The organism is Nocardiopsis terrae, assembly GCF_014651695.1.
Lineage (GTDB): Bacteria > Actinomycetota > Actinomycetes > Streptosporangiales > Streptosporangiaceae > Nocardiopsis > Nocardiopsis terrae.
The window spans coordinates 233,491-259,057 of the sequence record NZ_BMXJ01000004.1; the positions used below are offsets into that span (position 1 = coordinate 233,491).

Annotated in this window: 20 protein-coding genes; 7 read left to right on the forward strand and 13 right to left on the reverse strand. The window is 73.5% G+C overall.

The features are described from left to right. Positions 1–69: 69 nt before the first annotated feature. The 7 genes from IE195_RS12505 to IE195_RS12535 form a co-directional block, all read right to left on the reverse strand. Positions 70–405, reverse strand: coding sequence for a CU044_2847 family protein (locus IE195_RS12505; protein WP_191270919.1), 336 nt, complete (start codon positions 403–405; stop codon positions 70–72). Between the two features lie 1,225 nt (positions 406–1,630). After that, a complete protein-coding gene (locus tag IE195_RS12510) occupies positions 1,631–1,795 on the reverse strand; it encodes a hypothetical protein (protein ID WP_191270921.1) in 165 nt (54 codons plus the stop codon). 81 nt (positions 1,796–1,876) lie between these two features. Further along, the gene (locus IE195_RS12515) at positions 1,877–2,839 is read right to left on the reverse strand and encodes a bile acid:sodium symporter family protein (protein WP_191270923.1); all 963 of its coding nucleotides are present in this window, start codon (positions 2,837–2,839) and stop codon (positions 1,877–1,879) included. Positions 2,840–2,931: 92 nt separating this feature from the next. Next, on the reverse strand, positions 2,932–4,179 hold the full coding sequence (locus IE195_RS12520) for a TIGR02679 family protein (protein WP_191270926.1): 1,248 nt from the start codon (positions 4,177–4,179) through the stop codon (positions 2,932–2,934). Continuing rightward, the gene (locus IE195_RS12525; RefSeq protein WP_191270928.1) at positions 4,176–8,456 is read right to left on the reverse strand and encodes a TIGR02680 family protein; all 4,281 of its coding nucleotides are present in this window, start codon (positions 8,454–8,456) and stop codon (positions 4,176–4,178) included. Before IE195_RS12525 ends, IE195_RS12520 begins: the two co-directional genes overlap by 4 nt. Then, positions 8,453–9,982 carry a DUF2398 family protein gene (locus IE195_RS12530; protein ID WP_191270931.1) on the reverse strand — a complete coding sequence of 510 codons (1,530 nt, stop codon included), beginning with the start codon at positions 9,980–9,982 and terminating at the stop codon, positions 8,453–8,455. Before IE195_RS12530 ends, IE195_RS12525 begins: the two co-directional genes overlap by 4 nt. Next, positions 9,982–11,601: a TIGR02677 family protein gene (locus IE195_RS12535; RefSeq protein WP_229826185.1), complete on the reverse strand. Its 1,620-nt coding sequence runs from the start codon at positions 11,599–11,601 to the stop codon at positions 9,982–9,984. The genes IE195_RS12530 and IE195_RS12535 overlap by 1 nt, the downstream gene beginning before the upstream one ends. Positions 11,602–11,854: 253 nt before the next feature. Between IE195_RS12535 and IE195_RS12540 the strand changes: the two genes are divergently transcribed. Further along, positions 11,855–12,514: a restriction endonuclease gene (locus IE195_RS12540; RefSeq protein ID WP_444544293.1), complete on the forward strand. Its 660-nt coding sequence runs from the start codon at positions 11,855–11,857 to the stop codon at positions 12,512–12,514. Positions 12,515–12,606: 92 nt separating this feature from the next. Continuing rightward, positions 12,607–14,271 carry an ABC-F family ATP-binding cassette domain-containing protein gene (locus IE195_RS12545; protein ID WP_191270935.1) on the forward strand — a complete coding sequence of 555 codons (1,665 nt, stop codon included), beginning with the start codon at positions 12,607–12,609 and terminating at the stop codon, positions 14,269–14,271. Positions 14,272–14,409: 138 nt separating this feature from the next. Here the strand turns inward: IE195_RS12545 and IE195_RS12550 are convergent, their stop codons facing one another. Then, on the reverse strand, positions 14,410–15,204 hold the full coding sequence (locus tag IE195_RS12550) for a hypothetical protein (protein WP_191270937.1): 795 nt from the start codon (positions 15,202–15,204) through the stop codon (positions 14,410–14,412). A gap of 153 nt (positions 15,205–15,357) precedes the next feature. Here IE195_RS12550 and IE195_RS12555 point away from each other — a divergent pair, with 153 nt between their 5' ends. Then, complete coding sequence (locus IE195_RS12555) at positions 15,358–15,534, forward strand: solute carrier family 23 protein (RefSeq protein WP_191271633.1); 177 nt, start codon at positions 15,358–15,360, stop codon at positions 15,532–15,534. A 299-nt stretch (positions 15,535–15,833) separates the two neighbouring features. Here the strand turns inward: IE195_RS12555 and IE195_RS12560 are convergent, their stop codons facing one another. The 5 genes from IE195_RS12560 to IE195_RS12580 form a co-directional block, all read right to left on the reverse strand. Beyond that, positions 15,834–16,886 carry an ABC transporter substrate-binding protein gene (locus tag IE195_RS12560; RefSeq protein WP_191270939.1) on the reverse strand — a complete coding sequence of 351 codons (1,053 nt, stop codon included), beginning with the start codon at positions 16,884–16,886 and terminating at the stop codon, positions 15,834–15,836. Next, on the reverse strand, positions 16,883–17,719 hold the full coding sequence (locus tag IE195_RS12565) for an ABC transporter ATP-binding protein (RefSeq protein WP_191270941.1): 837 nt from the start codon (positions 17,717–17,719) through the stop codon (positions 16,883–16,885). Before IE195_RS12565 ends, IE195_RS12560 begins: the two co-directional genes overlap by 4 nt. Next, positions 17,716–18,741 carry a FecCD family ABC transporter permease gene (locus tag IE195_RS12570; protein WP_191271569.1) on the reverse strand — a complete coding sequence of 342 codons (1,026 nt, stop codon included), beginning with the start codon at positions 18,739–18,741 and terminating at the stop codon, positions 17,716–17,718. Before IE195_RS12570 ends, IE195_RS12565 begins: the two co-directional genes overlap by 4 nt. Before the next feature lie 167 nt (positions 18,742–18,908). Next, a complete protein-coding gene (locus IE195_RS12575) occupies positions 18,909–20,654 on the reverse strand; it encodes a prolyl oligopeptidase family serine peptidase (RefSeq protein ID WP_191270944.1) in 1,746 nt (581 codons plus the stop codon). Positions 20,655–20,658: 4 nt separating this feature from the next. After that, entirely contained in the window at positions 20,659–21,864 is a 1,206-nt protein-coding gene (locus IE195_RS12580; protein ID WP_191270946.1) for a hypothetical protein, read from the reverse strand. Between the two features lie 117 nt (positions 21,865–21,981). Between IE195_RS12580 and amiA the strand changes: the two genes are divergently transcribed. From amiA to IE195_RS12600, 4 genes are all read left to right on the forward strand, one after another. Next, positions 21,982–22,164 (forward strand): streptamidine family RiPP, encoded by a 183-nt coding sequence (gene amiA, locus IE195_RS12585; protein ID WP_191270947.1) that lies wholly within the window; start codon positions 21,982–21,984, stop codon positions 22,162–22,164. Positions 22,165–22,245: 81 nt separating this feature from the next. Next, a complete protein-coding gene (locus IE195_RS12590; protein WP_191270948.1) occupies positions 22,246–23,136 on the forward strand; it encodes a hypothetical protein in 891 nt (296 codons plus the stop codon). After that, on the forward strand, positions 23,133–24,125 hold the full coding sequence (locus IE195_RS12595; protein WP_191270949.1) for a CocE/NonD family hydrolase: 993 nt from the start codon (positions 23,133–23,135) through the stop codon (positions 24,123–24,125). Before IE195_RS12590 ends, IE195_RS12595 begins: the two co-directional genes overlap by 4 nt. Then, complete coding sequence (locus IE195_RS12600; RefSeq protein WP_191270950.1) at positions 24,122–25,567, forward strand: YcaO-like family protein; 1,446 nt, start codon at positions 24,122–24,124, stop codon at positions 25,565–25,567. Before IE195_RS12595 ends, IE195_RS12600 begins: the two co-directional genes overlap by 4 nt.

The following is a 25,567-nucleotide window of genomic DNA, read 5'->3' on the forward strand; positions in this document are numbered from 1 at the left end:
ATCGCTGTCCCGTCACTCCGTTGAGAGGCCCCGGAATCCGCGCCCCGGGTTATCGGCTGACATAAGACCTCACACGTTCTTCCACTTCAGACTCACGGAGAAATTGGCCTCGGTGGTGGTACTGGCTATGACCACGTCCGCTTCGGCGGACAGGGAGATCCCGAACTCCAGAGCGATCTCGTCCGGAGCGTCGGCCATGTCCTTGAACCGTCCGACGAAGTTCTCCGCCACAGGTCGCACGGTGTCGAGCATCTGCCCGAAGGACCTCTTGGCCCGTGCCAGGGAACGATCGCCGCGTCCCACCCGCACAAGGGAGTCGTCCACTCCGACGATCTGCACGAGGACCGTTTCCGTACCCCCGTCATCCAGGGGCACTTCGACCGTGCGAACAAAGCGTTCGTTCATTTCGGACTCCAACAGTCGGGGGCTGAAATTCTAACGAATCTGGCGTTCTCCGTGTCACCGATCGCGAAAATTACCACCCTTTCCCAGCCCGCCAAGGCTCCCACCTGCCATTTCCCACCAGGGAACTCTGAATTCCAAGAAATATAACCTCACCGGGCGAAACATGAGGAAGAAACGGATATCTTCGGCACGGTTTTCGGTTCACCGCCTGCGACGTGCGTGAAGGCGCACCAACGCCGTGCGGGCAGCACGCGCCTTCCGTGATCCGTACCGCGCACGGACGAGCGGGGCGGGCCCCGGCCGGGGGGATGTACCCGGGCCGGGCCCCTGACGTGTTCCAGGGCGTGAGTCCTGCACGGCGGGAGGAGTCCGTGCTGTTCAGGGCAGGGTTCTGGAATTCTGCCGGATGGTCCTCCGAAACCCTTCGGGTACTCCGGGCACGGGGGTCCTTGCGATTCTCGGGGTAGTCCCGTACCCCTCTGGTGTTTGTGTGACTCAGGGGTCGGGGCGTGTGGGGCAGCCGTTGGTGCGGGTGTCCCATGGGTTCCGTTCACCGCGGGACCCGTCCGGTCCTTTTGAGCCCCGAGTGTCTCCGGCAGATTCCCGTGTTGGCACCCCCGTCACCCGCTGACGGGGGTCAGCGGGCTGTTCGGGGGCGAGCAAGGATTCGTGGTCAGGGGCATCTGTCGCCGCGGGGTTGGGGGAGGCCGGTTCTTCTGCGCGAGAGGGAGCGGTGGCGCACGCTGTTCCTTTCCCGGGTCAGTGGTATCCGCAGTGCGGGGGCCTGCGCGGACGGTGGACGCGGAGCCGGGTCGGGGTGCGTCGGGGTCCCGGGCAGCGGAGGGGCGCGGTGACACCCGGCGGGTCCGGGGGCGGCGCGAGGGCGACGACTCGTTCGACGAGGACACCCGGGGTCGACAGAAGGGCCAGTACGAGCATCCCGGAGCAGGGGGCGATGCGGTGACACGCGAACATGGCACCAGCCTTACAGGCTTGCGGTGTTCGCGCGACTACTTCGTGTGATCACTGCTGGCCGGTTCAGGCCAGGTCCGGCAGGTGTGGGATCCGGGAATCGTGGGAGGCGGTGCCGGGCCCTCGGCGGCTGGGCGGGAGCGTCACCGGTGTGCGCCAGGGGTCTCCTCACCAGTGATCTTGCTACCAGGGGCTACTTCGGCGCCGAAGTTGCCCCTGGTAGCAAGATCACGGGGGGCGGGCCCTCACAGTGCTAGCCGAGGAGTTCCAGGAGCAGGACGACCAGGCCGATGGCGAGCATCGCGAAGAGGATGAAGTAGCAGCCCACGTTCCCCGTGGGTCCGGGGTCGCGGGTGGGACCGCGGTGCAGGTCGGTTCTTCCGCGTCCGGGCTTGCGCTTCTTCTTCCGGGCGGCCACGTGATACGTCCTCGCGTTGCTCGGGGGATGTCGGAGGCAGAGCGTGTCATGCGGACCCGGACCGGGGCAACCCTCGGCGTGTCAGGGGCGCTCGGGCTCCGCGGCCTCCTCGGCGTCCCCCGGGGCGTTACGGGCCCAGTAGGTGGCGACGGCGGCGCCGGACAGGTTGTGCCAGACCGAGAACAGGGCCCCGGGCAGCGCGGCCAGGGGCTCGAAGTGCGTGGTGGCCAGGCTGGCGGCCAGGCCGGAGTTCTGCATGCCGACCTCCACGCTCGCGGCGCGGCGTGCGCTTTCGGGCATCCGGCCGAAGTAGCCCACCAGGTAGCCGACGGTCAGGCCGAGGGTGTTGTGCACGACCACGGCCAGGGCGAGGAGGAGGCCGGTGCCCAGCACGGCGTCGGCGTTGGCGCCCACGACCCCGGCGACGACCAGCACGATGCCGGTGACGGAGACCAGCGGCATCAGCGGGAGGAGCGGGCTCACCACGCGCTCGGCGAAGGTGCGCAGCAGCAGGCCGGCGACGACGGGGAGCAGCACGACCTGGAGGATCGACAGGAACAGGTCGCCCGCGGCGACCGGCAGGGTCGAACCGGCCAGTCCCAGTACCAGCAGCGGTGTCACGAACGGTGCCAGCATGGTGGAGATCGAGGTCATCGCGACCGACAGCGCCACGTCACCGCGCGCCAGGTAGACGATCACGTTGGAGGCGGTGCCGCCGGGCGAGGCGCCGACCAGGACCATACCGACCACCAGCAGGGGCGGCAGCCCGAACGCGTGGGCGATGCCCCAGCCCAGCAGCGGCATGACCGTGTACTGGGCGAGCACGCCGAGCAGGACGGTCCCGGGGTGTCTGGTGACGACGGTGAAGTCCGCCGGGCGCATGGTGAGGCCCATGCCGAACATGATGATTCCGAGCAGCAGGGGCACGTGGGGGACGACGGGGGCGGTCTGTTCCGGGAGGAGGAGACCGACGAGCGCCCCGGCCAGGACCAGTACCGCGAACCACCTGCCGACGAGGTCGGCGACCTTCGTGACGACCGTCATCCGTGCTCCTTCCCGCGTCGTGACCGGCGGGGGTGTCGCCGCCGGGCCACCGGCACGCTACTCCCCCGCGAACGCCCGTGCCCGCGCCGGGGTCACCGCTCGGCCAGATCCCCCACCAGGGCGGGGGCGACCGACTCCTCGAAGACGGCGGCCCCGCGCTCACGCATGGCCTCGGCCAGGGCGGGGTCCCAGGGCGTGGGCCGCTCCCGCCCTTCGAGCGGGTGGTGTTCGTCGGGGACGTGGTCGAGGTAGTCGGCGGCGGACATGCGCCAGAGGTCGGCCCCGTAGCGTTCGGCCACCCGTCGGGCGATGGCCGCTCCGGGCCAGTCGAAGTCGCCGTGGTAGCGCAGGCGGGCCCCGGCGCTGACGGCGGCCGCGGCGAGCCGGTGGAAGGCGGCCGACGGCCAGCCCTCCGTGCACAACAGGGGGGCGGACTCCGATCCGAGCCTCTCGGCGGCCAGACGGAGCACGGCCGGGTTCTCGCACACGTGGATCACGCGTGCGGTGGGGACCGGTGGGAAACGGACGAGTTGGTGCAGCGTGACCTGGAGCGGGACGCCGTGCTCCGCGGCCTCGGTCAGCCAGGTACCGAGTACCGGGCCGCGGGCGGGCAGGTTGAGGGTCAGCACGCGGCTGGCCAGGTCGTCCTGGACCACGTCGTTCTCCTCCCACAGGGCGCGGCGCTCCTGGGCGTCCCTGTCGGCGGGGCGGGTGGTGCCGGAGCGCGCCGCCAGGGCCGCGAGCACGAGGCCCGCCAGCGGGCGGTCGCTGTTGAGCGCCTTGGTGTCGCCGGTGGCGTGCACGGCCAGGCTCTGCAGGAGCAGCGGTGAGGTCCCGGTGGCGGAGGCCTCGGTGTTGTGGGCGTCGACCGTCTCCAGGACCCGGACGGCCTGCCCGAAGGTGTCGGTGTCCTTCTTCCGGACCCGTCGGGTGACCGCCGCCCGGGTGTCCCGGTGTTCGAGCCAGGAGCGGAACCACTCGGCCTCGTACAGGGGGCTGGCCAGGGCCGGGGCGAGGATCCGCGCGCGCAGCTCCTCGGTCTCCCGGTCCGCCCGGCTCCTGAAACGCAACGGGGTTCCCAGGGCTTCGAAGAGCTCGGCCAGGCCGATCCCGTAGCCGGCGCGGACGGTCGCGTCGAGGTGTGCGAGTCTGACCGGCACCCGGTCCGGGTGCCGCCCCGGTTCCGTGCCGAGGAAGCCGTGGACGTGTCCGGCCTCCTCCTCGGTCAGCCCCTTGAGGGTGAAGCCCCCGGAGAGCGCCCCGTCACGGCGTTCCAGCTGTTCGCGTGTCCGGGCGAGCAGTGCGGCGAGGCGGGGGCCGCGGAAGACGTCCAGGTTCACTGTCCTGCCGCCCCGTCCAGGAGGGTGCCCGCGGTGGACTGGGGGACGTACCTCGTCGGGGCGATGCCGAGCAGTTCCGCGGCGAGTTCCTCGTTTCCGGCGAACCCGGCGTCGGCGTCCAGGGTCTGCTCGCCGTCCCAGAGCATGAGCAGGGCCGAGACGGTGTGGCTGGCCTTGTCGTGGTGCATGTCGTAGTGGGCGGCCATGGGGACGGTGTCGTAGTGCACCCACAGGTCGTGGCCGGTCATGAACATGTCCAGGTCGAAGGTGACGGTCAGGCCCATGAGTTCGGGCTTGTAGCGGTCGTCGATACCGGCGAAGGCCTCGTCGAGGGCGACGACGCGGGGGCAGGTCGGCGCGGCCGAGGAGTACAGGGCGTTGGCGGCGGCGAACAGGGGCAGGTGGATGGCGGCGGACTTCTCGCCGCCGGACATCTGCTCGTGCTTGTTCTTGGTGAGGGTGACCTCGTCCTTGCCCGGTTCGGCCAGGCGCAGTTCGAACCGGTACCAGTCGCGGTAGTCCAGGACCGCGGCCAGGACCTGCTTGTGGCTGGCCCGGGGGTGGGTCGCGTGGTAGTCGCGGATCATCCGCCGCAGGACGGCGCGGAGTTCGCCCAGGCCCCGGGGGCCGAGCCCGGCGCCGTCGCGGCGCACGAGTTCGGTGGCCTGGCGCTGGTGGTCGGTGAGGCCGTCCGAGCGGGACCAGCGGATGCCCACCCTGGTGCCGGAGGACATGGGCCGGGCGCGGGTGTCGCGGTCCATGGCGCGCACCAACTGTTTGGCGGTGCGGACCCGGTCGTGGATCTGCTGGGCGATACCGCTGAGCAGCTCGTCCTCCAGGACCCCCTGCTCCTCCTCGTGCAGGAGCGCGCCCTGCTCCTCCACCCGTTCGGCGACGGCGCGCGCGAAGGCGGAGACGGGGTTGCGGCCGTTCTCGTCGTTGACGTGCACCGTCACCAGTCCGCTGGCTCCGACCTCGTGGTCGACGCGGTAGCCCTCGGCGTCACCGCCCAGGGCCTCCTGGAAGGTGCGCAGTGCCTGGGACATGCGGTTCCCCGCGGTCTTGAGCTCGGCCTCGCCGACCTCGCCGGTGCCGACTGCCCCGGCGAAGCCGTCCAGCAGGTCGGCGGCCGTTCCGGGCAGGACCTCGCGGACGGTGGCGGCCCGACCGGTGAGCAGGCGCTGCGCGGCCTCCTCCGGGGCGGGCCACTGGTCGGGAGCGGGCCAGGTGCCCGGGGTGTCCACGCCCATGACGGCGCGCACGGCGGGCTGGGTGAGCCCGGCGAAGGCGGCGGCGTGTTCGAAGAGGGTGCCCAGGGCCTGGGCCAGGGACTGGCGTCCGCTGTCGCGCAGGGTTTCGGAGCGCACGGCCAGGTCGTGTTCACGGGAGGCCTCCCCCGTGGCGCCGCGGTGCCTGCCCCGGACGTCGCCGAGTTCGGTCTGGGCCCGCTCCAGCTGGTCGAGGAGTTCACGGGCCGGGGCGTCGATGGCCGCCTCCAGGGTGGCCAGCTCCTCCGTCTCGCGTTGGTGCTCGGTGCGGCTCCGGTCGAGGTCGGCGCGGTCGCCCTCGAGCGCTTCGGTCAGCCGGGCGACGGTGTCCCTGCGGCCGGTGAGGTCGCGTTCGTGGTCGGCGATGCCGGCGCGGGTGGCGTGCAGGTTCCGGGCGGTGTCCCGGAAGGCCCCGGCCGCGGCGGCGACCGCGTCGACGTCCTCCCTGCCGGTGGGCATCGCGCGTTCGGCGGCCGCGGTGCGGACCTGGCGGCGTTCGGCGTCGACCTGCGCGACGGCGGCGTCGAAGTCGCGGCGGGTCTCGGAGCGGGCGGCCCGGGCCGAGGCCAGGAGGGTGGAGTGGTGTTCGAGCGTGCGCAGCGCCCTGACGACCTCGGTGGCGTCGGGCAGGTCGGCGCGGGCGCGGTCGAAGTCCTTGAGCAGTTCGTGGTCCCGGGCGAGCCGGGCGCCGAGTTCGGTGTACCGGGCGGAGAGCTCGCTGATGCGGGCGTCGTGGGCTTCCAGGCGTTCGCGGCGGCGTTGGGCGCGGTTGGTGGCGCCGATGAACTCGGCGGCGGGCTTGGGGTGGGCGCCGGTGAGCGGTCCCAGGCGGAAGCGGGACCCGGTGTCCACGCCGGCCGGGAGTTCGGTGAGCGGGGCGCCGTCCCCTCCGGCGAGGGGGACGGAGGCCAGGACGCGGGCGATGGTGTCGGTGGGGACCCGGTCCTGGGTTTCCGGGACCAGGAGGTCGGCGAGTGTGGGCCCGGTGTGCGCGGGCTGCGCGGATCCGGCCCCGTCGCCGGCGTCCGCTCCCGTGCCCGCGTCCGCGCCGGGGAGCAGGTAGACGTCGGCCTCGGCCCGTTCGAGGGCCTGGCGGGTCAGGTCGGGGTCGGGGTGGATCCAGGCGGTGAGCAGCCCGGCGGTGTGCAGGGCGCCCTCGACGGCGGCGCCGTGCTCCTCGGGCAGGTCGTCGGCGAAGCGGACCAGCTGCCAGAGGGGGGCTCCGGGCCGGTCCCCGCGCGGTGCGGGGCGCAGGGGGTCGGCGGGCGGGGCGTCGTCGCGCTCGGCCGCGATGTCCTCGCGTTCGCGGCGGACGGCGGCCAGCTCCTCGCCGAGCCGGGTCTGCTCGGACTCCAGGCCGTTGGCCCGGGCGGCCGCGTGCAGCTGCTGGTCGTGGAGTTGTTCGTTGAACACCTGGGCGAGGGTGGGGGTGCCGGGTTCGCCGTAGTGCTCCAGGGTGCCGCGCAGGGCCGTCAGGCAGTCCGGTCCGGCGATCTCCCACCGCTCGGACCAGCCGTCCAGGTTCCGGGCAGCGGTGCGGCGGAGTCCGGCGAGCTCCTCCTCGGCGCCGGCGCACTCCCGTTCGCGCGCACCGAGGGTGTCCTCGGCCCTGGCGGCGGCCGTCTCGGCGCGCACGCGCCCGTCCTCGGCGCGGTCCAGGGCGGCGAGCCGTTCGCGTACGGCGCGCACGTCGTCGAGGCGGGCGTCGGCCCTGGCCCGTGCGGTCTCGGGCAGGTCGTCGCCGGTGTCGACGGGCCCTTCGGCGTCGTGGACGATACCGGAGTGTTCGGCGGCCGCGGTGAGTTCGGTGCGCAGTTCCCCGGCCCGGGCGCGTTCGCGCTCGACGCGCTCGGCGACGCGGGCGGTCTCGCCGCTCAGGCGGGAGATCTCCTCCTCCTGGGCGCGCACCCGCGCCCGCTGGGTGGCGATCTGGCGGGCGCGTCCGTCGTTGTTCTCCCGCCTGACCTGGAGGGCCTGCTGGTCGCGGAGGGTCTCGTGCTGGCGCAGGGCGGCGCACTGGGCGTCCAGGCGCTCAGCCTCCTCGGAGAGTTCGGCGGCGCGCTCGCGGGCCCGGTCCCGGGCGGCGGTGGCCCGGTCGAGTTCGGCGGCGGCCTCGGTGACGGTGCGGGCGTGGGTGTCGGCCTGGTCGGTGGCGGCGGCGACCCGGGACAGCCGGTGCCGGGCGTTGGTCGTCAGGTAGTCGGCGTAGACGCCGGTGAAGGTCCGGGCGGCCTCGTGGGCCGCGGTGGCGCTGGCGAACCGGCTCTGGACGGCGGCGAGGTTGGCGAAGTCGCGCGCCGCCTGGTCGACGAGGGCGTCGTCGAGGGGGCTGAGGCCGCCGGTGAGGGTGTGGGAGACCTTCTCCGGGTCCAGGTCCTTGGCCAGCAGGGGGCGGCGCAGGGCAAGCAGGAGGTCGAGGAGCTGGACGTAGCGCTCTCCCAGCCCGAACAGGCGCGCGTCGACGGCCCTGCGGTAGTCGGCCGCGGTGGAGTGGTGGGCGTCCTCGCCGAGGGCCGCCTTGAGCTGGCGTTCGGTGAGCGGTCGCCCGTCGGTGGCCAGCAGTCCGAAGTCCACCCCGAGGCGTTGGCCGGTGACGAAGAAGGAGGGGGTGACGCCGTCGCGGTGGCGGTGTGCGCGCAGGCCGATGACCAGGGTGACGGTCTCGGTGCCCGGGTCGGCGGCGGCCGGGGCGCCGGTTTCCGGGGTGTCGCCGTCGGCGGCGCGGGCGAACTCCATCCACACGTACCCGTACGCGGACTCGTCGCCCCGGTAGAGGAGGTTGGACTTCATGGTGCGGTTCTGTCCGCTGAAGGGGTCGAGCCTGCGGGCGTCGGTGTAGCCGTCCAGGACGAAGGGGAACAGCACCTCCAGCGCCTTGGTCTTGCCCGAACCGTTGTGGCCGCGCAGGACGAGGCGGCCGTCGGCGAAGACGAACTCCTCGTCTGCGTAGTCCCAGACGTTGACGACACCGGCCCGGCTGGGCCGGAAGCGGTCGCTCCTGCGGGTCATGGCGCGGTTTCCTCGGTTCCTTCGGTCTCGGGCTGCTCTGGCTGGGCGGTGGGCGTTTCTGTCCCGGCGGCGCCGTCGTCGGGCCGGTCGCTCTCGGGTCGGCCGCTGTCGGACCGGTCGCCGTCGGGGCCGCCACCGTTCTGACCGGCCTCGGGCTGTCCGGCCTCGGGCTGGTCGAGCGGACCGAACGGGAGCAGGCCGGTGTCGGGGCGTTCGGGCAGCGCGCCCCGGATGTTGCGGTAGCGCAGCGCGGCGGGCGTGACCAGGACCCCGCCCGGGACCGGGCGGACCAGGGCCAGGTCGGTCAGCAGGGCCAGGGCGGCGTCGAGCAGGCCCTGGGGGTCCTGTTGCCAGGTGGCGGTGAAGGAGGCGGCGCCGAACTCCTCGAACAGGTCGGCGAGCATGTCCTCCAGGCGTTCGCGCTCCACCAACGGCACCGTGGCGGGCGCCCCGACCGTCGGGACGCGCTCCCCCTCGGCCCAGGCCAGCTCCGTGACGATCCCCTCCCGGGGGATCCCGGCGTCGATCCGCGCGACCAGCCCGGGGTGCTCGTGGACGGCGCCCGGGGCGGGCAGGCGGGCCAGACCGGCCCAGGACTCCTCGAAGTAGGTGGCGATCTGGGCCAGCAGCAGTCCGGCCGTACGGGTGACGGCGCCTCCCCGGCCCGGGAAGGCCCGGTCGGTGAAGGTGCCGGAGGCGTCGGCCAGCAGGACCCCCTCCGCGCGGCGCTCCAGCTTCGTCCCGGTGAGGCGGCTCACCTCCTCGGCCGGGCCCCTGCCGCGCAGTGCGGCGGCGACCTCGGGTTCGACGTCCGCGTAGTACACCACGGGGTACTCCACCAGCAGGCGGCGGGCTCGCCGGGCGGCGCGTTCGCGCGGGGCGTCCTGGCCGAGGGCGTCGCTGAGCAGCCCGGAGGCGCTGTGCAGGTGCTGGATCGGCCGGGTGGGCCGGAAGAGGACCTCGCAGATCTCGTGGTCGATGTCGAAGAGCGCGTCGCCCTGTTCGCCGCCGCGCGCCCAGGCCTCGACGGAGCCGTCGGACAGGTGCAGGGCGCCCCGGTCCAGCAACCAGTGGACGACGTCGACCAGCGCGGCCTTGTGCGTGGAGTCGGTGGGGTCGTAGCCCAGGCCCTCGATCTGGTTGGCCGAGGGGGTGACGCGTCGGACCAGGTCACCGAGGCTGATCTCGACCTGGGAGCGCTGGAAGGCGGCCAGCAGCAGGCACAGGTAGGCCAGGCGGCGGCGGTCGAAGGGTTTGCCCTTGCGGGCGAAGGTCTGGCGCTGGGTGGGGTCGAGCAGGTCGAGTTCGCGGACCAGGCGGACGTGGTCGGTGGTGGCGATGAGGGTGTACCCGAACAGGGCGCGCAGGTCCTCGGCCATCTGGTCGGCCCAGTACAGGACCTGGTCGAGTACGCCCGGGCGCGGGCGGGAGGCGGTGATGACGTCGCAGGTGAGGACCTTGCGCACGGCCTGCTGGTAGGAGCCCAGGTCCACGGTCTCGACGCGGGGGCGGGTGCGGGCGGCCATCAGTTCCCCTTCCGGGTACTCGCCCGGTCGGCCCGGTCGGCGCCTGCCGCGTCCGCGGCGCCCCGTCGGGCTCCGCGGACGCGGGAGGCCAGTTCGACCCGGAAGCCGGGCAGGTGGAGGTTGCCCTGCGAGGTGCGCACGGTGCTGCCCCGCAGGTCGGGCACGAGCTTGACGAGGGTGCCGCCGTCGTCGCCGGTGGCGGACTTCAGGCGCCCGACGACCGCCGGCGGCGACCCCTCGGGGCCGGTGTACACCTCCCGCGACTCCAGGGCCTTGGTGACCAGCCGCAGCAGGACCCGGGTGTCGCTGTCGTCGAGGACGCGCTCGTGTGCGCCCTCGCGGACCAGGAGCGCGGCCGAGGCGCGTTCGGCCTCGCGTTCCTCACGCTGGCGGCGGCGCAGCTCGGAGCGGGCACCGGTGTCACGGCGCACCGGTTTGGGGACTCCGGGGGTGGGCGCCCGGTCGTTGCGGAACAGGGTGACCGAGACCTCCACTCCGGCCGCGTCGTGCCAGGAGTCGGTGGGTGAGAACTCGTCGCCGTCCTCGTGGGCGACGCCCAGGTGGCGGGCGGAACGGGTGTTGAAGGCGGCGCCCATGAGGGCGTGTGCCGCCCCGTCGTCGGGGGTGTCGAACACCCAGGCGGCCAGGTGGCGGAGCTGGGTGGAGCGGTTGACTCCGCCGCGCCGGGCCTCGGTGATCTGGCGCAGCAGGGCGACCACCCCGGAGACGGCGGACCGGGTGGCCTGGCCGAGTTCGGCGGCCCGGGTGGGCGCCCCGCCCTCGGAGGCGAACCAGGCGCGCACCGCCCACCAGCGGCGCGACCAGTCCTCCAGGCGTTCGGCCCGCTCCATGAAGAGTCGTTCGTCGGCCTCGGCCGCGCGGGAGAGCAGGGTGCTCAGGCCGGTGGCCTCGACCTCGTGGACGGCCCGGTCCAGGCGGGGCAGGTAGCGGTCCAGCTCGGCCATGAAGTCGGACATGTGGACCAGCAGGGCGTTCTTGTGGCGCAGGAAGACCTCCGGCGAGGCCTCCGTGGAGCGCAGGATCTCCCCGAGGGTCACGTGGAACTGCGCGGAGCGCCGCCCCATGTCCTCCATGACCGAGTCCAGGCGCGACAGGCGCCGGTAGACGTCCTCGGCCCGGCCGGTGCGGTTGGCCTCGGCCAGGGCTCCGAGGTCCTCCAGCACGTCGGAGAAGACGAGCCGGGACAGGTTGACGTCCTCCGCCCGGGCGCCGAGGACGTTCTCCACCGCGTGATAGGCCCGGTAGCCGAGTTCGCTGAACTGGTAGACGGACTGGCGGTTGCGGTAGCTCGCGAGCGTGCCCGCGCGGGAGGCGTCGTCGAAGCGGTGCACCACGCCGTCGGCCGCGAGTTCGTCGAGGCGGCTGCGCAGCCCCTGGGCGGGGAGCGCGGGCACCTCCGCGTGGGCCGCGCCCAGTTCGCGCAGGGTCGCCTCGACCTCGTCCGCACCGACCTGCACCTGGTGGACCTCGCGGAGGCGGTCCACGGCCCGCAGGATCCACAGGTAGGTGACGTGATCGTCGCGGCGGGTGAAGTTGAACAGGCGGAAGCGGTCGCTGACCGCCAGCGCGTCCAGGTCCAACGCCCTGCGTTCGGCCACCACTCAACCCCCGCGGTATCGGTCCCTGGTCGTTCCCGTTCACTCCCGTGGCGCGCGCCCCTGAAGGGCTCGCGTACGCGCGCGGGTCGCCCCCCGGCGGGACCGGTGCTCTCGTCCGGAGGGCGGCTGGTGCCATTGTGGCAGCGCCCGGGGACAGCCCCGTCCCGTCGTACCGGGACGGGGCTGTCGGGTTGGCCACCCGTGGGATGATGTGCTCCGTTATGAGACCGCAGACCGTGTCCCGGGGAGGAACGTGAGCGCACGACAGGGTCGGCGCGGGGCCCGGCGGCGTCGACGCGGGGCCCGGCTGCGGGCCCGGTGGCTCCGAGGAACTCTGCCCCTGGCCGTGGTGGTGTCACTGTTGGCCCTGGGCTGGCTGCACGACAACGCCGACCGTCCGCTGGTGTGGCTGGGCCTGGCCCTGGCGGCCGCCGCCGCGCTGGCCGTGCTGGTCTGGTGGGTCCGGGGCCGGATCCGGCTGGCCGGGGACCGCAGGGTGGTGGCCCGCACCGACCTGTCCGCGGTCGACCGGATGACGGGTGTGCGCTTCGAGGAGTACGTCGCGAGCCTGCTGCGGTCCCACGGCTACACCAGGGTCACGGTGGTGGGCGGCTCCTTCGACGGCGGGGCGGACCTGCGCGCCCAGACCCCGGACGGGCGCCCCCTGGTCGTGCAGTGCAAGCGCTGGCGCAGACCGGTCCCGCCGAACGAGGTGCGGGCCTTCCTGGGGGTGCTGGCCGGAACCCACCGGGGCTACCTGGGGATGTTCGTGGCCTCCGACGGTTTCACCGAGGCCGCCGCGTGGGAGGCGGGGGACGAGATGGTGCTGGTGGGCCGGGATGAGCTGGCCCTGTGGATGAGCGGCACCCGCCCTCCCGAGCTGCCCCGGCCCTCCTCCCACCACCCGCGATAACCCTTTGCGGCCGGCCGTCCCGGCGTGCGAGCCTGCCCGCGGGCGCCGATCGGGCGTGCGGGCGGTTCGTGAGCAGCGGGAGAAGAGCGGTCGTGGGTTACGTCGACGTCAACCGGGTCACACACACCCTGCCCGACGGGAGGGTGCTGTTGGACGGGGTGTCGTTCCGGGTCGGCGCGGGGTCCAGGACCGCCCTCGTGGGTGCCAACGGCGCGGGCAAGAGCACACTGCTGAGCCTGGTCAAAGGTGAGTTCGCGCCCCAGTCGGGCGCGGTGACCGTGGACGGCGAGCTGGGGGTGATGCCGCAGTTCGTGGGGCACGTGCGGGACGCGAGCACCGTGCACGAACTCCTGGTGTCGGTCTCCCCCGCGGCCGTGCGCCGAGCGCACGCGGACCTGGATCGGGCCGAGGAGGCCATGATGGTCTCCGAGGACGAGAAGACGCAGATGCGCTACGCCGAGGCGATCGCGCGTTACGGCGACGCCGGGGGTTACGGGGCCGAGGTCGTGTGGGACCAGTGCTGTGTGGCGGCCCTGGGCGCGCCCTACGGGCGCTGCCGGTGGCGGCAGGTGCGCACGCTCTCCGGAGGTGAGCAGAAACGGCTGGTCATCGAGGCGCTGCTGCGCGGGCCCGCGCCGGTGCTGCTGCTGGACGAACCGGACAACTACCTGGACGTTCCGGGCAAGCGCTGGCTGGAGGAGGCCCTGCGCGCCACACCCAAGACGGTCCTGTTCGTCTCGCACGACCGCGAACTGCTCAGCCGGGTGCCGGACCGGATCGTCACGGTGGAGCTGGGTGCGGCGGGCAACAGCGTGTGGACGCACGGGGGCGCCTTCGACACCTACCACGAGGCCCGGCGGGAGCGGTTCGCCCGCCTGGACGAGCTGCGCAGGCGCTGGGACGAGGAGCACGCCAAGCTGAAGGCGCTCGTGTCCATGTACAAGCAGAAGGCCGCCTACAACTCGGACATGGCCACGCGGTACCAGTCCGCGCGGACCCGGCTGCGCCGGTTCGAGGAGGCGGGGCCGCCGCAGCAGCAGCCCCGGGACCAGAACCTGCGGATGCGGTTGCGCGGCGGGCGCACCGGCAGGCGCGCCCTGGTGTGCGAGAACCTGGAGCTGACGGGGCTGATGCACCCCTTCGACCTGGAGGTCTGGTACGACGAGCGGGTCGCGGTGCTGGGCGCCAACGGTTCGGGCAAGTCGCACTTCCTGCGGCTGCTCGCCGGCGGCGGTGACGACCCCGAGTCCTCACTGGTGCCGGAGGAGGAGCGCGCCGGTGTCGAGCCGGTTCCGCACACCGGCCGGGCCCGGCTGGGCGCCCGGGTGCTGCCGGGGTGGTTCGCGCAGACGCACGAGCACCCGGAGTTCGCCGGGCGGACCCTGTTGGAGATCCTGCACAGCGGGCGGGGCACCAGGAAGGGCGTACCCCGGGACGAGGCCGGGCGGGCGCTGGACCGCTACGAACTGGCGCTCTGTGCCGAGCAGTCGTTCGACACCCTCTCCGGCGGCCAGCAGGCCCGGTTCCAGGTGCTGTTGCTGGAGCTGTCGGGCGCCACCATGCTGCTGCTCGACGAGCCCACCGACAACCTGGACGTGGTCTCGGCCGAGGCCCTGGAGTCGGCGCTGGAGGCCTACCGGGGGACGATCCTGGCGGTCACCCACGACCGGTGGTTCGCGCGGAGCTTCGACCGGTTCGTGGTGTTCGGTGCCGACGGCCGGGTAAGGGAGGAATCCGAGCCGAAGGCTCTCCTCTGAGGGTGGTGGCGGGCGACGGTGCGGGAGAGGGCGACGGGCCGGTGTGGGACGAGTGGCGGGTCGAGCCGACCGGGTAGGAGAGCGGTGCCCGGGACGTGCAGCCCACGGGCGCCGTGCGGCACGGTGGGTGGTTCGGGCTCACTCCAGCGGCAGGGAGAGGTGGACCTCGCCCTCGCATCCCTCAACGCACTCCAGGACCAGGTCGACGGTGCCGCCCCCGTCCGTGCTCTCGAACCAGAGCATGACCTGGCCCGGGGAGGCGGGTGTGAAGTGGTCCTGACCGGTGACTCCGTAGCGGGGGTCCAGGGGCCCGAGCTCTCCGTCGGGGGCCTCGTGCGTGGCGTCGAGGACACTGACCTCGACCGACTCGGTCTCCACGTCCGCGAACACGATCAGGCAGTCGGCCCGGATCGCGTGGTAGCTGCTGGCGACCGTCACGGTGACCCCTTCGACTGTGTCACCTCCTCCGCCGGGGAGGAGGTGGTCGCCGACGAGGTCGCCCTCCACCCGGAAGTCGGCGAGCAGTCCTTCCACGAACACGAAGCCGCCGAAGGTGGCGCACCCGCTGGTCCGGCAGAGCCGGATGCCCTGGTCGGTCAGCTCGACCGGGTCGTCCTGGAGACGGTGCCCGCTGACGAGGTTGGCCCGGACTCCGTTCGCCTGGTGTTGCAGGTACCCGTGGGCGGGCCAGTCCGGGTGGGCGAACTCCAGGCCCTCCTCCACCAGCTCGGGATCGCTCGAACGGCCCAGTGCCTCGACGTAGGGCAGGGCGTCCTCGGCGCTTCCCGGTTCGGGAGATGGTTCCGCTGCTGGTTCCGCGGACTCCGCCTGTGTCTGCGCGGTCTCCTCGGCGTCCCGGAGGAGGCCGCAGGAGGTGAGGGGGACGAGGAGTGCCAGGGCCAGGGCGCCGAGGGTCAACCTGGAACAGGTCATACCGAAGGACCTTCTAGTTCGGGGGATGGGGCCCGGGACCGACGCCCCGAGGACGGCAGAAGGGACTCCACGAGCGCGGGACGGAGTCGGTTCATTCCTAGCAGAACACGGGCCACGTCCCTGCCCTGCGGCGCTCTGCCGACGAAAAAGCGGGTGGCCACCATCGGCCACCTGAACCTGAACCGGGCGAAGAGCCGCTACGTCGCGGCCGCGGGCGCGGTCTTCCTCGTGGTCACGGGCCTCCTCCCGGTCCTGGGCAGGGTCGTGGCGGGGATCCCCCGTCCTGGGCGGCGGGCGGAGGCGGCCCGTGACGGCCGCGGGTTCCGCTGAGGGCCCCGCCGGGCAGCGGGAGGACGCTGTGAACACCGACCGAGCCGGGGATGCCGCAGACGCCGGGGCTGCCGGGGACACCGGGGACACCGGGGCGAAGGCCTGACCCGGCCGTGCCGCTCCTGCGTCGGGCGGATCGGCACGGCACACTCCGCGCACCCGGCCCGGGGCGCCCGGCGGGGAGCCGGAACCAGCGCCCGGCTCCCCGCCCCGGGCGCCCGAGGACACGGGCACCCGGGGAAGAGCACCGCGGGCACCACAAGCGGCCCCGGGGCCGGGCAGGCGGGTCGGACGCCGGGCTAGAACGCGTCCGGGTAGAGCTCCCGGGCGATCGTCTCCACGGCGTCGACGTTCCCCAGGGCGCCGGGGTACAGGTCGCTCGCGGGGATGGCGACGAGGAGGTCGTTCTCCACGGCCGGGACCTCGGGGAAGGTGTCGCGGAGGTACTCGCGCGTCTGCTCTTCGTGCTCCGGTCCACTCACACCGAACACGACGGCTTCGGGGCTGCGGCTGACGATCTCCTCGGGGTTGATCTGCGCGGCGAAGAAGTCGGCGAACTCGGGGCTGTCGGGGTCGAAGACGTTGGCGCCGCCGGCGGTCCTGATGATGTCCGCCTCGATGCCGGCGCCGATGGCCGACAGCGAGTTGCCCTCGACGTAGACCTGCGCGACGCTGGGCTGTTCGGAGCCGCTGATCGCCTCCTCCACGGCGGCCAGTCGTTCCTCGGTGTCCTGGACGAGCCTTTCGGCCTCCTCGGGGACGCGCAGGATGGCGCCGAGGTCGGTGACGTCCGTCAGCACGTCGGTGACCTGCGCGGTGTTGCGGCGGTCGGCGCAGCCACCGGTCGCGACGTAGGCCTGGGCGCCGTTCTCGTCCAGCTGCTCGATGCTGGCGAAGCCCTGTTCCGCGGTGAACTCGTACTCCGTGGGGGCGGCCACCAGGTCGGGGGCGACGGCCAGGAGGTCCTCACGAGCCGGCGGGGCGTCCGTGCTGAGCACCGGGATGCCGTCGGCCTGCCCGGCAACGTCCTCCGGCAGCGCCGAGACCTCGGTCTGGGCCTGGCCCGCCATGGAGTCCCGCACACCGAGGCGGAGGAGCAGTTCGGTCTGCGAGGGCATCAGCCCGACGACGCTGCCGGGAGCGGTGTCGAAGGACAGCTCCCGTCCGCAGTTCGTGACCGTCACGGTGTCCCCGGAGGCGTCGGAGGCGTCGGAGGCCGCCTGGTCGCCGGTGACGCCGGTACCGCAGGCGGTCAGCACCAGCGGCGCCGCGAGGAGTGCGGCCCAGCCGGTCGAGAGGCCGCGGGTACGGGAACGGCGCCGGGACGCGGCCCGGGTGGTGTTGCGTGTCATGGGGTGGTTGCTTCTTCCTCGGTCGGGGCGGGTGGGTTAGCGGGGGTCGGGTCGTTCGGCTCCGGCGCGCTGCGGGCGTCGAAGAGCAGGTGTCGCCGTCCGGAACGCGGGTGGGCGACGGCTGTCGACTCGACGCCGAAGACCGAGCGGACCAGGTCGGTGTGGAGTACCTCGTCCGGGGTGCCGAGGGAGATCAGGCGCCCCTCGGCCAGGACACCGATGGCGTCGCAGGAGCGTGCGGCCAGGTTCAGGTCGTGCAGGGCGACCAGCACGGTGCGGTCGGTGGCCCGGACCCGGTCGAGGAGTTCGAGCTGGTGGGCGATGTCGAGGTGGTTCGTGGGCTCGTCGAGGACGAGCACGGGGGTGTCCTGGGTGAGCGCGCGGGCGAAGAGCACGCGTTGGCGCTCACCGCCCGAGAGGGCCGAGAACGAGCGGTTCTCCAGGTGCGCGGCGCCGACGCGGGCCAGGGCCTGCCGGGCGAGGGTGACGTCGTGGTCGGAATCGCGCCCGTACCCGCGTCCGTGCGGGATGCGTCCGAGCAGGACGAGGTCGAGGACGGGGATCTCGAATTCCTCGCTGTGCTCCTGGGCCATCACCGCGACGTGCCGGGCCAGCTCCCTGCGGCTCAGCGCGGTGATGTCGGTGCCGTCGAAGCGCACACGGCCGGCTGACGGGGCCGCGAGCCCGGACACGGCGCGCAGCAGGGTGGACTTGCCGCTCCCGTTGGGCCCGAGCAGGCCGAGCACGGTGCCCGAGGGCACCGAGACGCTCACGTCGGTGACGACGGGCCGCCCGCCGCGGTGGGCTCGGAGGTTCTCGACGTCGACTCTCATCGGCCCACCCCCACGCTGTCGGCGCGGTCGCGTCGCAGCAGCCACAGGAAGAACGGCGCTCCGACCATCGCGGTGAGCACACCCAGCGGGATCTCCGAGGGGTCCGCCAGGGTGCGGGCCAGGAAGTCGCAGGTGGCGAGGAAGACCGCCCCGCCGAGCAGGGCGACGGGGAGCATCCTGCGGTGGTCGGAGCCGACGATGATGCGTGCGATGTGCGGGATGATCAGCCCGACGAAGCCGATGCCTCCGGAGACCGCGACGACCGATCCGGTCAGCAGCGCGGCGGCGACGAGGGCGCCGCTGCGCAGCCGGTTGACGTTGACGCCCAGGGACGCGGCCGCGTCGTCTCCGACGAGGAGCGCGTTGAGCGCCCGGGCGTGGAACGCGGCGTAGAGGCCCACGATGAGCAGCGCCGCCGAGGGCAGGGCGAGATGGTTCATCGTGGCGGCGGAGACCGAACCCAGGAGGAAGAACATGATGCTGAAGACGTTCTGCGCGTGGGTGGTGATGGTCAGGTAGCTGGTCACGGCGCTGAACAGGGAGCCCAGGGCGACGCCCGCGAGGATGAGGCGCTGGGGTGCGATGCGCCCGTTCTTGTGGGCCAGGGTGTAGACGGCCGCGGTGGCCGCGAGCGCGCCGAGGAAGGCCGCGCCCCCCACGCCGAGAGCGCTGGTCCCGACGCCCAGGACGATGAACGAGACCGCTCCGACGCCGGCGCCGGCGGAGACACCGAGGATGTAGGGCTCGGCGAGGGAGTTGTGGACCACGGCCTGCATCAGCGCACCGGCCAGGGCCAGCGCGGCGCCGGCGGTCGCTGCCAGGAGTGCGCGGGGCAGCCGGAACTGCCAGACGGCGTTGTCCTGCACCGTCGTCAGTGATCCGTCCGACATCCACGGCATCCCGGGCACGAGGTGGCCGACGATGATGCGCAGGGCCTCCGCCGGGGACACGTCGATCGTGCCGACGCTGCTGGACAGCACCACCACCGCCAGCAGCGTCAGGGCCAGGGCCGGAACGAGGATCCGGGCGGCGAGCACGCCGCGCCGCCGGGTGTTGCCAGCGGAAGGGGTCGGGGGCGGTGCGCCGTCGGGGGGCGCTCCTGTGGGGCGCGCGTTGGTCAGGAGGCGCCGGAAGGGGACCGGCGCCCGTCTCCCGTTGGTTGCTTGTGCCATCTGTCGCGGGGGCTCTCTTAGCTGGTGGATGGATGGGTCCGCACGGTTCTGGTGGTCGTGGCGGCGAAGCCGAGGACGGTCGTTCCGAGGCGGTGCAGGCTGTCGAGGTGGTTGCCGCCGTGGCCGGTTTCCGGTGCGCGCCACACGTCGGCGCTGCCTCCGGCGCGGCGCAGCGCGTCGGCGACCGCCAGGGTGTCGTCGGCGGCGACCCGGGAGTCCTCCGCCAGCACGATGCCGAGGAAGCGGGGAGGCACGGTGCCGGGGGTGAGCTCCCTGGCACGGTGCAGGGGCGAGATCCGGCGCAGGTGTTCGGTCCCCTCGGGGGTGTCCGAGGCTCCGAACTCGGCGGCCCAACGCCGTCCGAGCGGGTGGGCGCCGAGGTTGAGCAGGTCGAGCGGCGCCGCGGTGCTGACGACCCCGGCGCACAGGTCCGGCGTTCCGAGAGCGCAGCTGGTGGCCAGGACCCCGCCGTGCGAGGCGCCGGCCAGGACGAGCAGGTCGGGTCGGGTGAGCCCGGCCTCGACCAGGCCGCGTGCGACGGCGGCGAGGTCCTCGATGCCGCGTCCCTTGGCGGGGCCGCGCCCGGCCTGCCGCCAGGCCGGGCCGTGCTCGCCGCCGCCCCGGACCTGGGCGATGGCGTACCGTCCGCCGTACTCGACCCACGCCGGCACGGTCGGTTCGAACACCGGCAGGCTCGGCACACCGAAACCGCCGTAGCAGGTGAGGATCAGCGGTGCGGGCCCCTCGGCGCCGACCGGTGAGGTGACCACGACGGGGACGCGCGCTCCGTCCCCGGCGGTGAAGACGTGCCGTTCGGTGCGTGCCGGGGTTTCCGGGCCGACCGCTGCCGGACGGTCGGACAGCAGATCCTCGGCGGGTACGACCCGTGGGGGCAGGACCGGGCCTTCGATGAGGACGTGGAACCGGCCGGCGTCAGCGCTCACCCCGGTCGCGACGGCCGGAGCGCCCCGGTGGGCGACCTCTCGTTCGGCCGCGACCGAGCCCTGGACGAGCCGGACGAGGACACTGCGGCCGGCGCGCACGCCGACGGCGACGATGTCCTGGCCGCGGGCTGCGAACGAGGTGATCCGCAGGTCCGGGTCGTCCCAGCACCATCTCCGGGCGCCGCTGTCCGGGTCGAGTCCCTGCAGGCGGGCGCCGTCGTCGACGACGATGTCGTCCCCCGCGGGCAGGGCCCGGACGATGGCGGCGAACGCGGCGAGCTCGGTACCGGTGGCCCGGTCGACGAGGCGGCTGGGGCTGCCGGGGCGGCTCTCGGCGAGCAGTCCGCGCCGGCCTCCGGGGAAGAGTCTGAGCCGGGTGTCCGGCGGTACGGCCGAGACCGTCGGCCGCCCGGTGCCGACGTCGAGGCGGACGAGGCCGTGGGAGCGGCCGGCGACCAGTTCGACACCGGAGGAGTCGGCGTCCCAGAGCACGGGGTCGTAGCGGCAGCGAACCCGCGGGTACAGCCGCAGGGCTCCGCTGGCGGTGTCGACCAGTCCCAGGGCGGCGTCCTCGTCCGCGTGCTCGGCCAGTTGGACGCAGATGCTGCGCCCGTCCGGGGAGGGGGCCATGCGCAGGATGTGGCCCTCGGGCTCGATCACCGGTGCGCCGGTGTCCGCCCGGTAGATCCCCCGGCGTCGGCGTCCGGGCGGTCGGCTGAGTACGAAACCGTTCTCCGGCAGGCCCGGGCGGCCGTGCCGTTCCCACTTCGTGAGCGCGGCGTCGAGGGCGGGGACGGCGGGAGGAGGGGACTCGTGCATCGCGCTACCGGCCGATGGTGTCGGTGTCGCCGCCGTGCCAGTACAGGTGCCCGCCCTCGTCGAGCGGGCCGGGCACGGTGACGGTGTCGAGTGCGCCGTCGTGGAACAGGTGCAGTTGGCCGTCGCCTCCCCGGGTCACGGCGACCGTCGTCCCGGCGGGGTCGACGGCCACGGAGCGCCGCTGTGCGGGTGAGTCGCCGACGGGGTCCCAGGGCAGGTGTCCGGGGGCGGGCGGGCGCGACATCGGGGGGAGCGGGGTCCTGTGCGGGACGCGCATCAGCGGCTCGGCCCGCTCGATGACGGTGAGCTCGTCTCCGTCGGGGTGGATCGTGGCGACGGCGGCCCGGGTGCCGCCGAGCGCGAAGCGGAAGGCCAGCCCCCGGGGCAGCTCCAGGCAGCGCGTCCGGCCGGTGGACAGGTCGACGTCGACCAGGTGGTTCGTCCATTCGGTCCATGCCGTCGGGGACGCGGGGCCGCCTCGGACCACGCCCACCGCGCGGCCGGCGGCGGGGTCCAGGCGCAGGTAGTAGGCGCGGCCGGGCACGGGCCAGGCGACGGTGCCGAGCATGCGCGGGACACCGTCCTCGACGACGAAACGCTCCAGTCCTCTACTGGTCGCGGTCGCCGCGATGCCGGTGCGCTGGTCGACGACGTCGCCGTGTCCGTCGTCGGCGAGCTCGCGGACGACCTCACCGGTGATCCGGGGCACGTGCGGGGCGGCGTCGAGGCACCGGGAGAGGGGGAACGCCTCCAGGGCTCCGGGCTCCCGGTGGCGCAGCACGACCGCCGGTTCGCCGCCGGCCTGGTCGGGGACGATCAGCACCCCGGGCTCACCGGTCCGGGAGCGGAACCGTACCGACCCGCTCCGCTCGCGGTCGACGAGGGTGACGACGTCGCTCCACGCCTCCGCGTTCGCGCCCAGGCCGGTCGTCACCGCCACGTAGCGGCCGGAGGCGTCGCAGGCGAGGTGCTCGCCGGGGATGGCCGCGGGGAAGCGCTGTTCGCCGCGGCCCCCCGAGACCACGAGCTCGCCGGAGCGGTCGTCGACGTAGGCCCATGAGGCGCGCCTCTCCCCCTCCCTGCGGGGCAGCGTCAGGAACCCGGCGTGCTCGGCGAGGACGGCGTCGCCGAGCGGTCTCACCGTGCCGTCCGCGACGGCGTACATGCGGCCTCCGCGGTAGTCGGCCACGAGGAGCTTCTGGAAGTTCATGGACCAAAGCTATTGGAAACGGTAATCATTATCAACTAGAGTGACCGTCGTTCGTCCCCCACGAACACGTATCGGCCCCTATGACCGATGCGTCATGACCCGAGAAGGGAACGACCCATGGACAACCAGATCGTCACCGAGATCGAGGAGTCCGAGCAGCTCGCCCATCTGTCGGCCTCGCACTCCAACGCGCTCGTCGAGAACCCCTTCGACGTCGTCACCGAGATCGAGGAGTCCGAGCAGCTCGCCCACCTGTCGGCCTCGCACTCCAACGCGCTCGTCGAGAACCCCTTCGACTAGCACCCGCCCCGCGACGTAGTCAGTGAGCAACCCGGTCGGGCAGCCCCGCGCTGCCCGACCGGGCCGTTCGAGAGGTCGGCCATGCCCCCAGAACCATCCATCGCCCGCGTGCCGGGGACCGGCGCGCACGTCATCGTCGACAGCGGGGGTGCCGGCGTCGTACGCACCTCCTCGGGGCGCTTCCTCCGTCTCGTGTCCCCTCCGCCCGGCCTCCTGGACGCCCTGGGCGGCGTTTCGGGCGGCGACGGGGAGGCCTCCGCGTACGCCGAGACGCTCCGGGTGAAGATGTCCTCGCTCGAGGAGGAGGACGCACAGCGCCGTTGGCCGTCCCCGCAGCGCCGGGTCGCCCTGGTCGGCGGGGGCCCGCCCCTCGACGCGGTGGCCGAGGCCCTGACCGGCTGGGGCGCGGCCGTCACCCGCCACACCGACGGCGAGGCCCTGCTCGCCTCGGTGGACGGGACGACCGGCGACGAACACCGGGGCAGCGGCGCGGCCGGTCACCGGGGGGAGGACGCCTGGCCGTGGGGACTGGTGGTCGCGTACGCGGACTCCCCCGCCGAACGCACCGGGTGGGACCGGCTCGACGCGCTTCCGGGCCGGGGCGTCGCCTGGCTGCGCGCCTACCGCGAGGGCGAGAACTGCTTCGTCGATCCGATCTGCCTCGACGGGGACGACCCCGGAGCCGAACAGGTGTACCGGCGGCGCCTGGCGGCGAGCTTCGTCCCCCGTGAACTCGACACCTGGCGACACGCGGCCGCGGCCGCCGCGCCCCCCTCGGCCGCCGCACAGGTGCTGATGACGGGCCGACTGCTCACCCTGGCCCTCGCCTGGGCGCAGGGGTCGGAGGCGTTGGGGGGCTACCGCGGCACGCTGTGGAAGCTGGTCGCCGCCACCGGCACGATCAGCGAACACCCGGTCCTGGCCTATGACCCGCCCTCCTCCGTCGACCGAGGGGCGCGTCGGCGGACATGACGGTGGAACCCGGACGCGAACACCTCTGCCGGGGCCGCGACGGCACGGTCCTGCGCGGGCGGCTGTGGGAATGCGCGAACCCCGAGGGCGTCGTGGTGGTCCGTACCCCCTACGACGCCGGACGGCACGTGTCGACGGCACGCTCATGGAACGCCCGCGGCTACCACTGCCTCGTCCAGGACGTGCGCGGACGGTACGGGTCGGCGGGGGCCTGGTCCCCCTACACGCACGAGGAGGACGACGGCGGCGACACGCTCGCCCACCTGCTCGACGAGTACGAGGGCCTGCCGCTGGTCCTCTTCGGCGCCTCGTACGCCGCCCACACCGCGCTCGAGGCGGCTCGGGCCGCGACCCGCGACGGCGCTTGCCCGGTCGCGGCGATCATCGCCCTCGTCCCCGCCCTCGGACTGGCCGAGACCGCGTGGGACCCCGGAGGCTCACCGCAGATCCTGCACCGGATCGGATGGTGGCACGAACACGGACGCCACCGGCGCTCCCGGCCCCCGCTGTCCCCGGCCGAGCTCGACCGGCGCGTCGCGCAGGCGCGGAGCCGGGGCGTGGTCGAGGCCGCCGGGAACTGGGGCTGGTCACCGTCGGCGCTGACCGGCTGGCGACGGCTGTGGAGCGCGGACCGGGTGGACACGGCGGCACGCTACGGCCGCGTCGGCGTACCGCTGCTGGTGGTCAGCGGCGACGACGACTTCTTCCACGAGGACGCCCGGCGGCTCGCGCGCGGGTGGAGCGCCCCGAGCCACTTCGCCAGCGGCCCCTGGGGGCACCGGTTGGCCGGCGGGGTCACCGACCGGGCCCTGCGGGCCCGCATCTCGGCCGCGGGCGGACTGACCCACGTCATCGACCCGTGGCTGGCGGCCCAAGGGCTGCCCGGTTCCCCGGCGGAGTGGACCGGGATCCTCACGTCCGCGCCCCGCACCCGGTCGACCCTCGATTCCGCGTCAGAGACCTGGCGCCACGAAAGGACCTCACCTTGACCCCCACCACAACCGGGCGGCCCCACCCGGGGGCCGCCGGAACCGCCGCGACCGAAACCGCCATAGCCGGGACCGACCGCCCCCTGCCGGTGGACGCGCTGGTCGACCCCGAATGCGGGATCATCCGCTCCGTGCGGGCCGTGGCGCACCCCGCCGGCGCCCCCGCCTCCTACCTGGGACTGACCGCGGCCGTCGCCGACGCCCGGCAGCTCGGCGAGTGGCCGGCCGACCGCGTCTCGTTGGGCACGTCGTTCGACGACGTCGAGCAGGCCAGGATCGCCGCGATCGCCGAAGGGATCGAGCGCTACTGCGGGAACTGGCTCCCCGCCGACCTCCCCCGCGACGAACTGCGCGTCGGATCCCGTGCGGAACTGCTGACCGCGGGCCGCCGCCCGATCGACCTGGACGAGCTGCCCCGGTTCGCCCCGTGGCAGTACTCCCGCGCCGGGTTCCCCTACCAGCCCCTCGCCGAGGACACCCCCACCCTCTGGGCGCGCTGCGAGGAGCACGACGGCGCCGAGGTCTGGATGCCCTCCTCACTGGTCCACCTCAACTGGCGGCAGTCGCGCTTTCGCCACCTGCCGCGCGTGCACCACCTGAACTACGCCGGGATCGCCACCGGGCAGGGGACCGACGACGCGAGGGACCGGGGGGTCCTGGAGATCATCGAACGCGACGCCCTCGAACTGTGGTGGCACCTGGACGGCCCCACCTTCGGGATCGACCCCGCCAGCGTCCCCGGACTCGCCGACGACCTGCGCGGCAGCTCCCTGGACGTGTCCCTGGCACTCATGCCCTCGGAGTTCGCCCCCGCCGTGGCCGCACTCGTGCACGACCGGGAACGCGGCCTGTACGCCGCGGGGTTCTCCGCCGCGCTCGACCCCGTGCGGGCCGCCCGCAAGGCCGTCCTCGAAGCCGTGCACACCTGGGTCTACACCCAGGGCTGCACCACCGCCGACGGGTGGGTCTTCCGCGCCGTCGAACAGGGCCTGATGGCCCGCGGCCTCTACCTCGACTTCCGCGCCGACGCCGGCTACCTCGACGCCGCGGGCGCCCAGTGCGAGCACGTCGTCGACCTGGGCGCGCACGTCCAGGTCTGGCTCGACCCCCGGGTCCACGGCGAGGCCCGGCGCTTCACGGCACCCGCCCTGGGAACCCGGCCGATCACCGAGGTCGCGGCCGTGTCGATGGACGAGGTCCACCAACGGCTGGCGGAGCGCGGACACCGCGTCCTCACCCGCGACCTGACGACGAGCGATGTCCGCCGCACCTCGCTGCGGGTGGTGCGGAGCTTCGTCACGGGGCTCGTCCCGAACGCCCCGGCGGCCTTCGCCTACCTGGGCATGCCCCGTTTCGAGCACGCGGCCCTCGAACGGGGGTGGCGCACCTCCTGGGACGGGAGCCCCGAGAGCCTCACCCTCGTCCCGCCCCCGCACATGTGA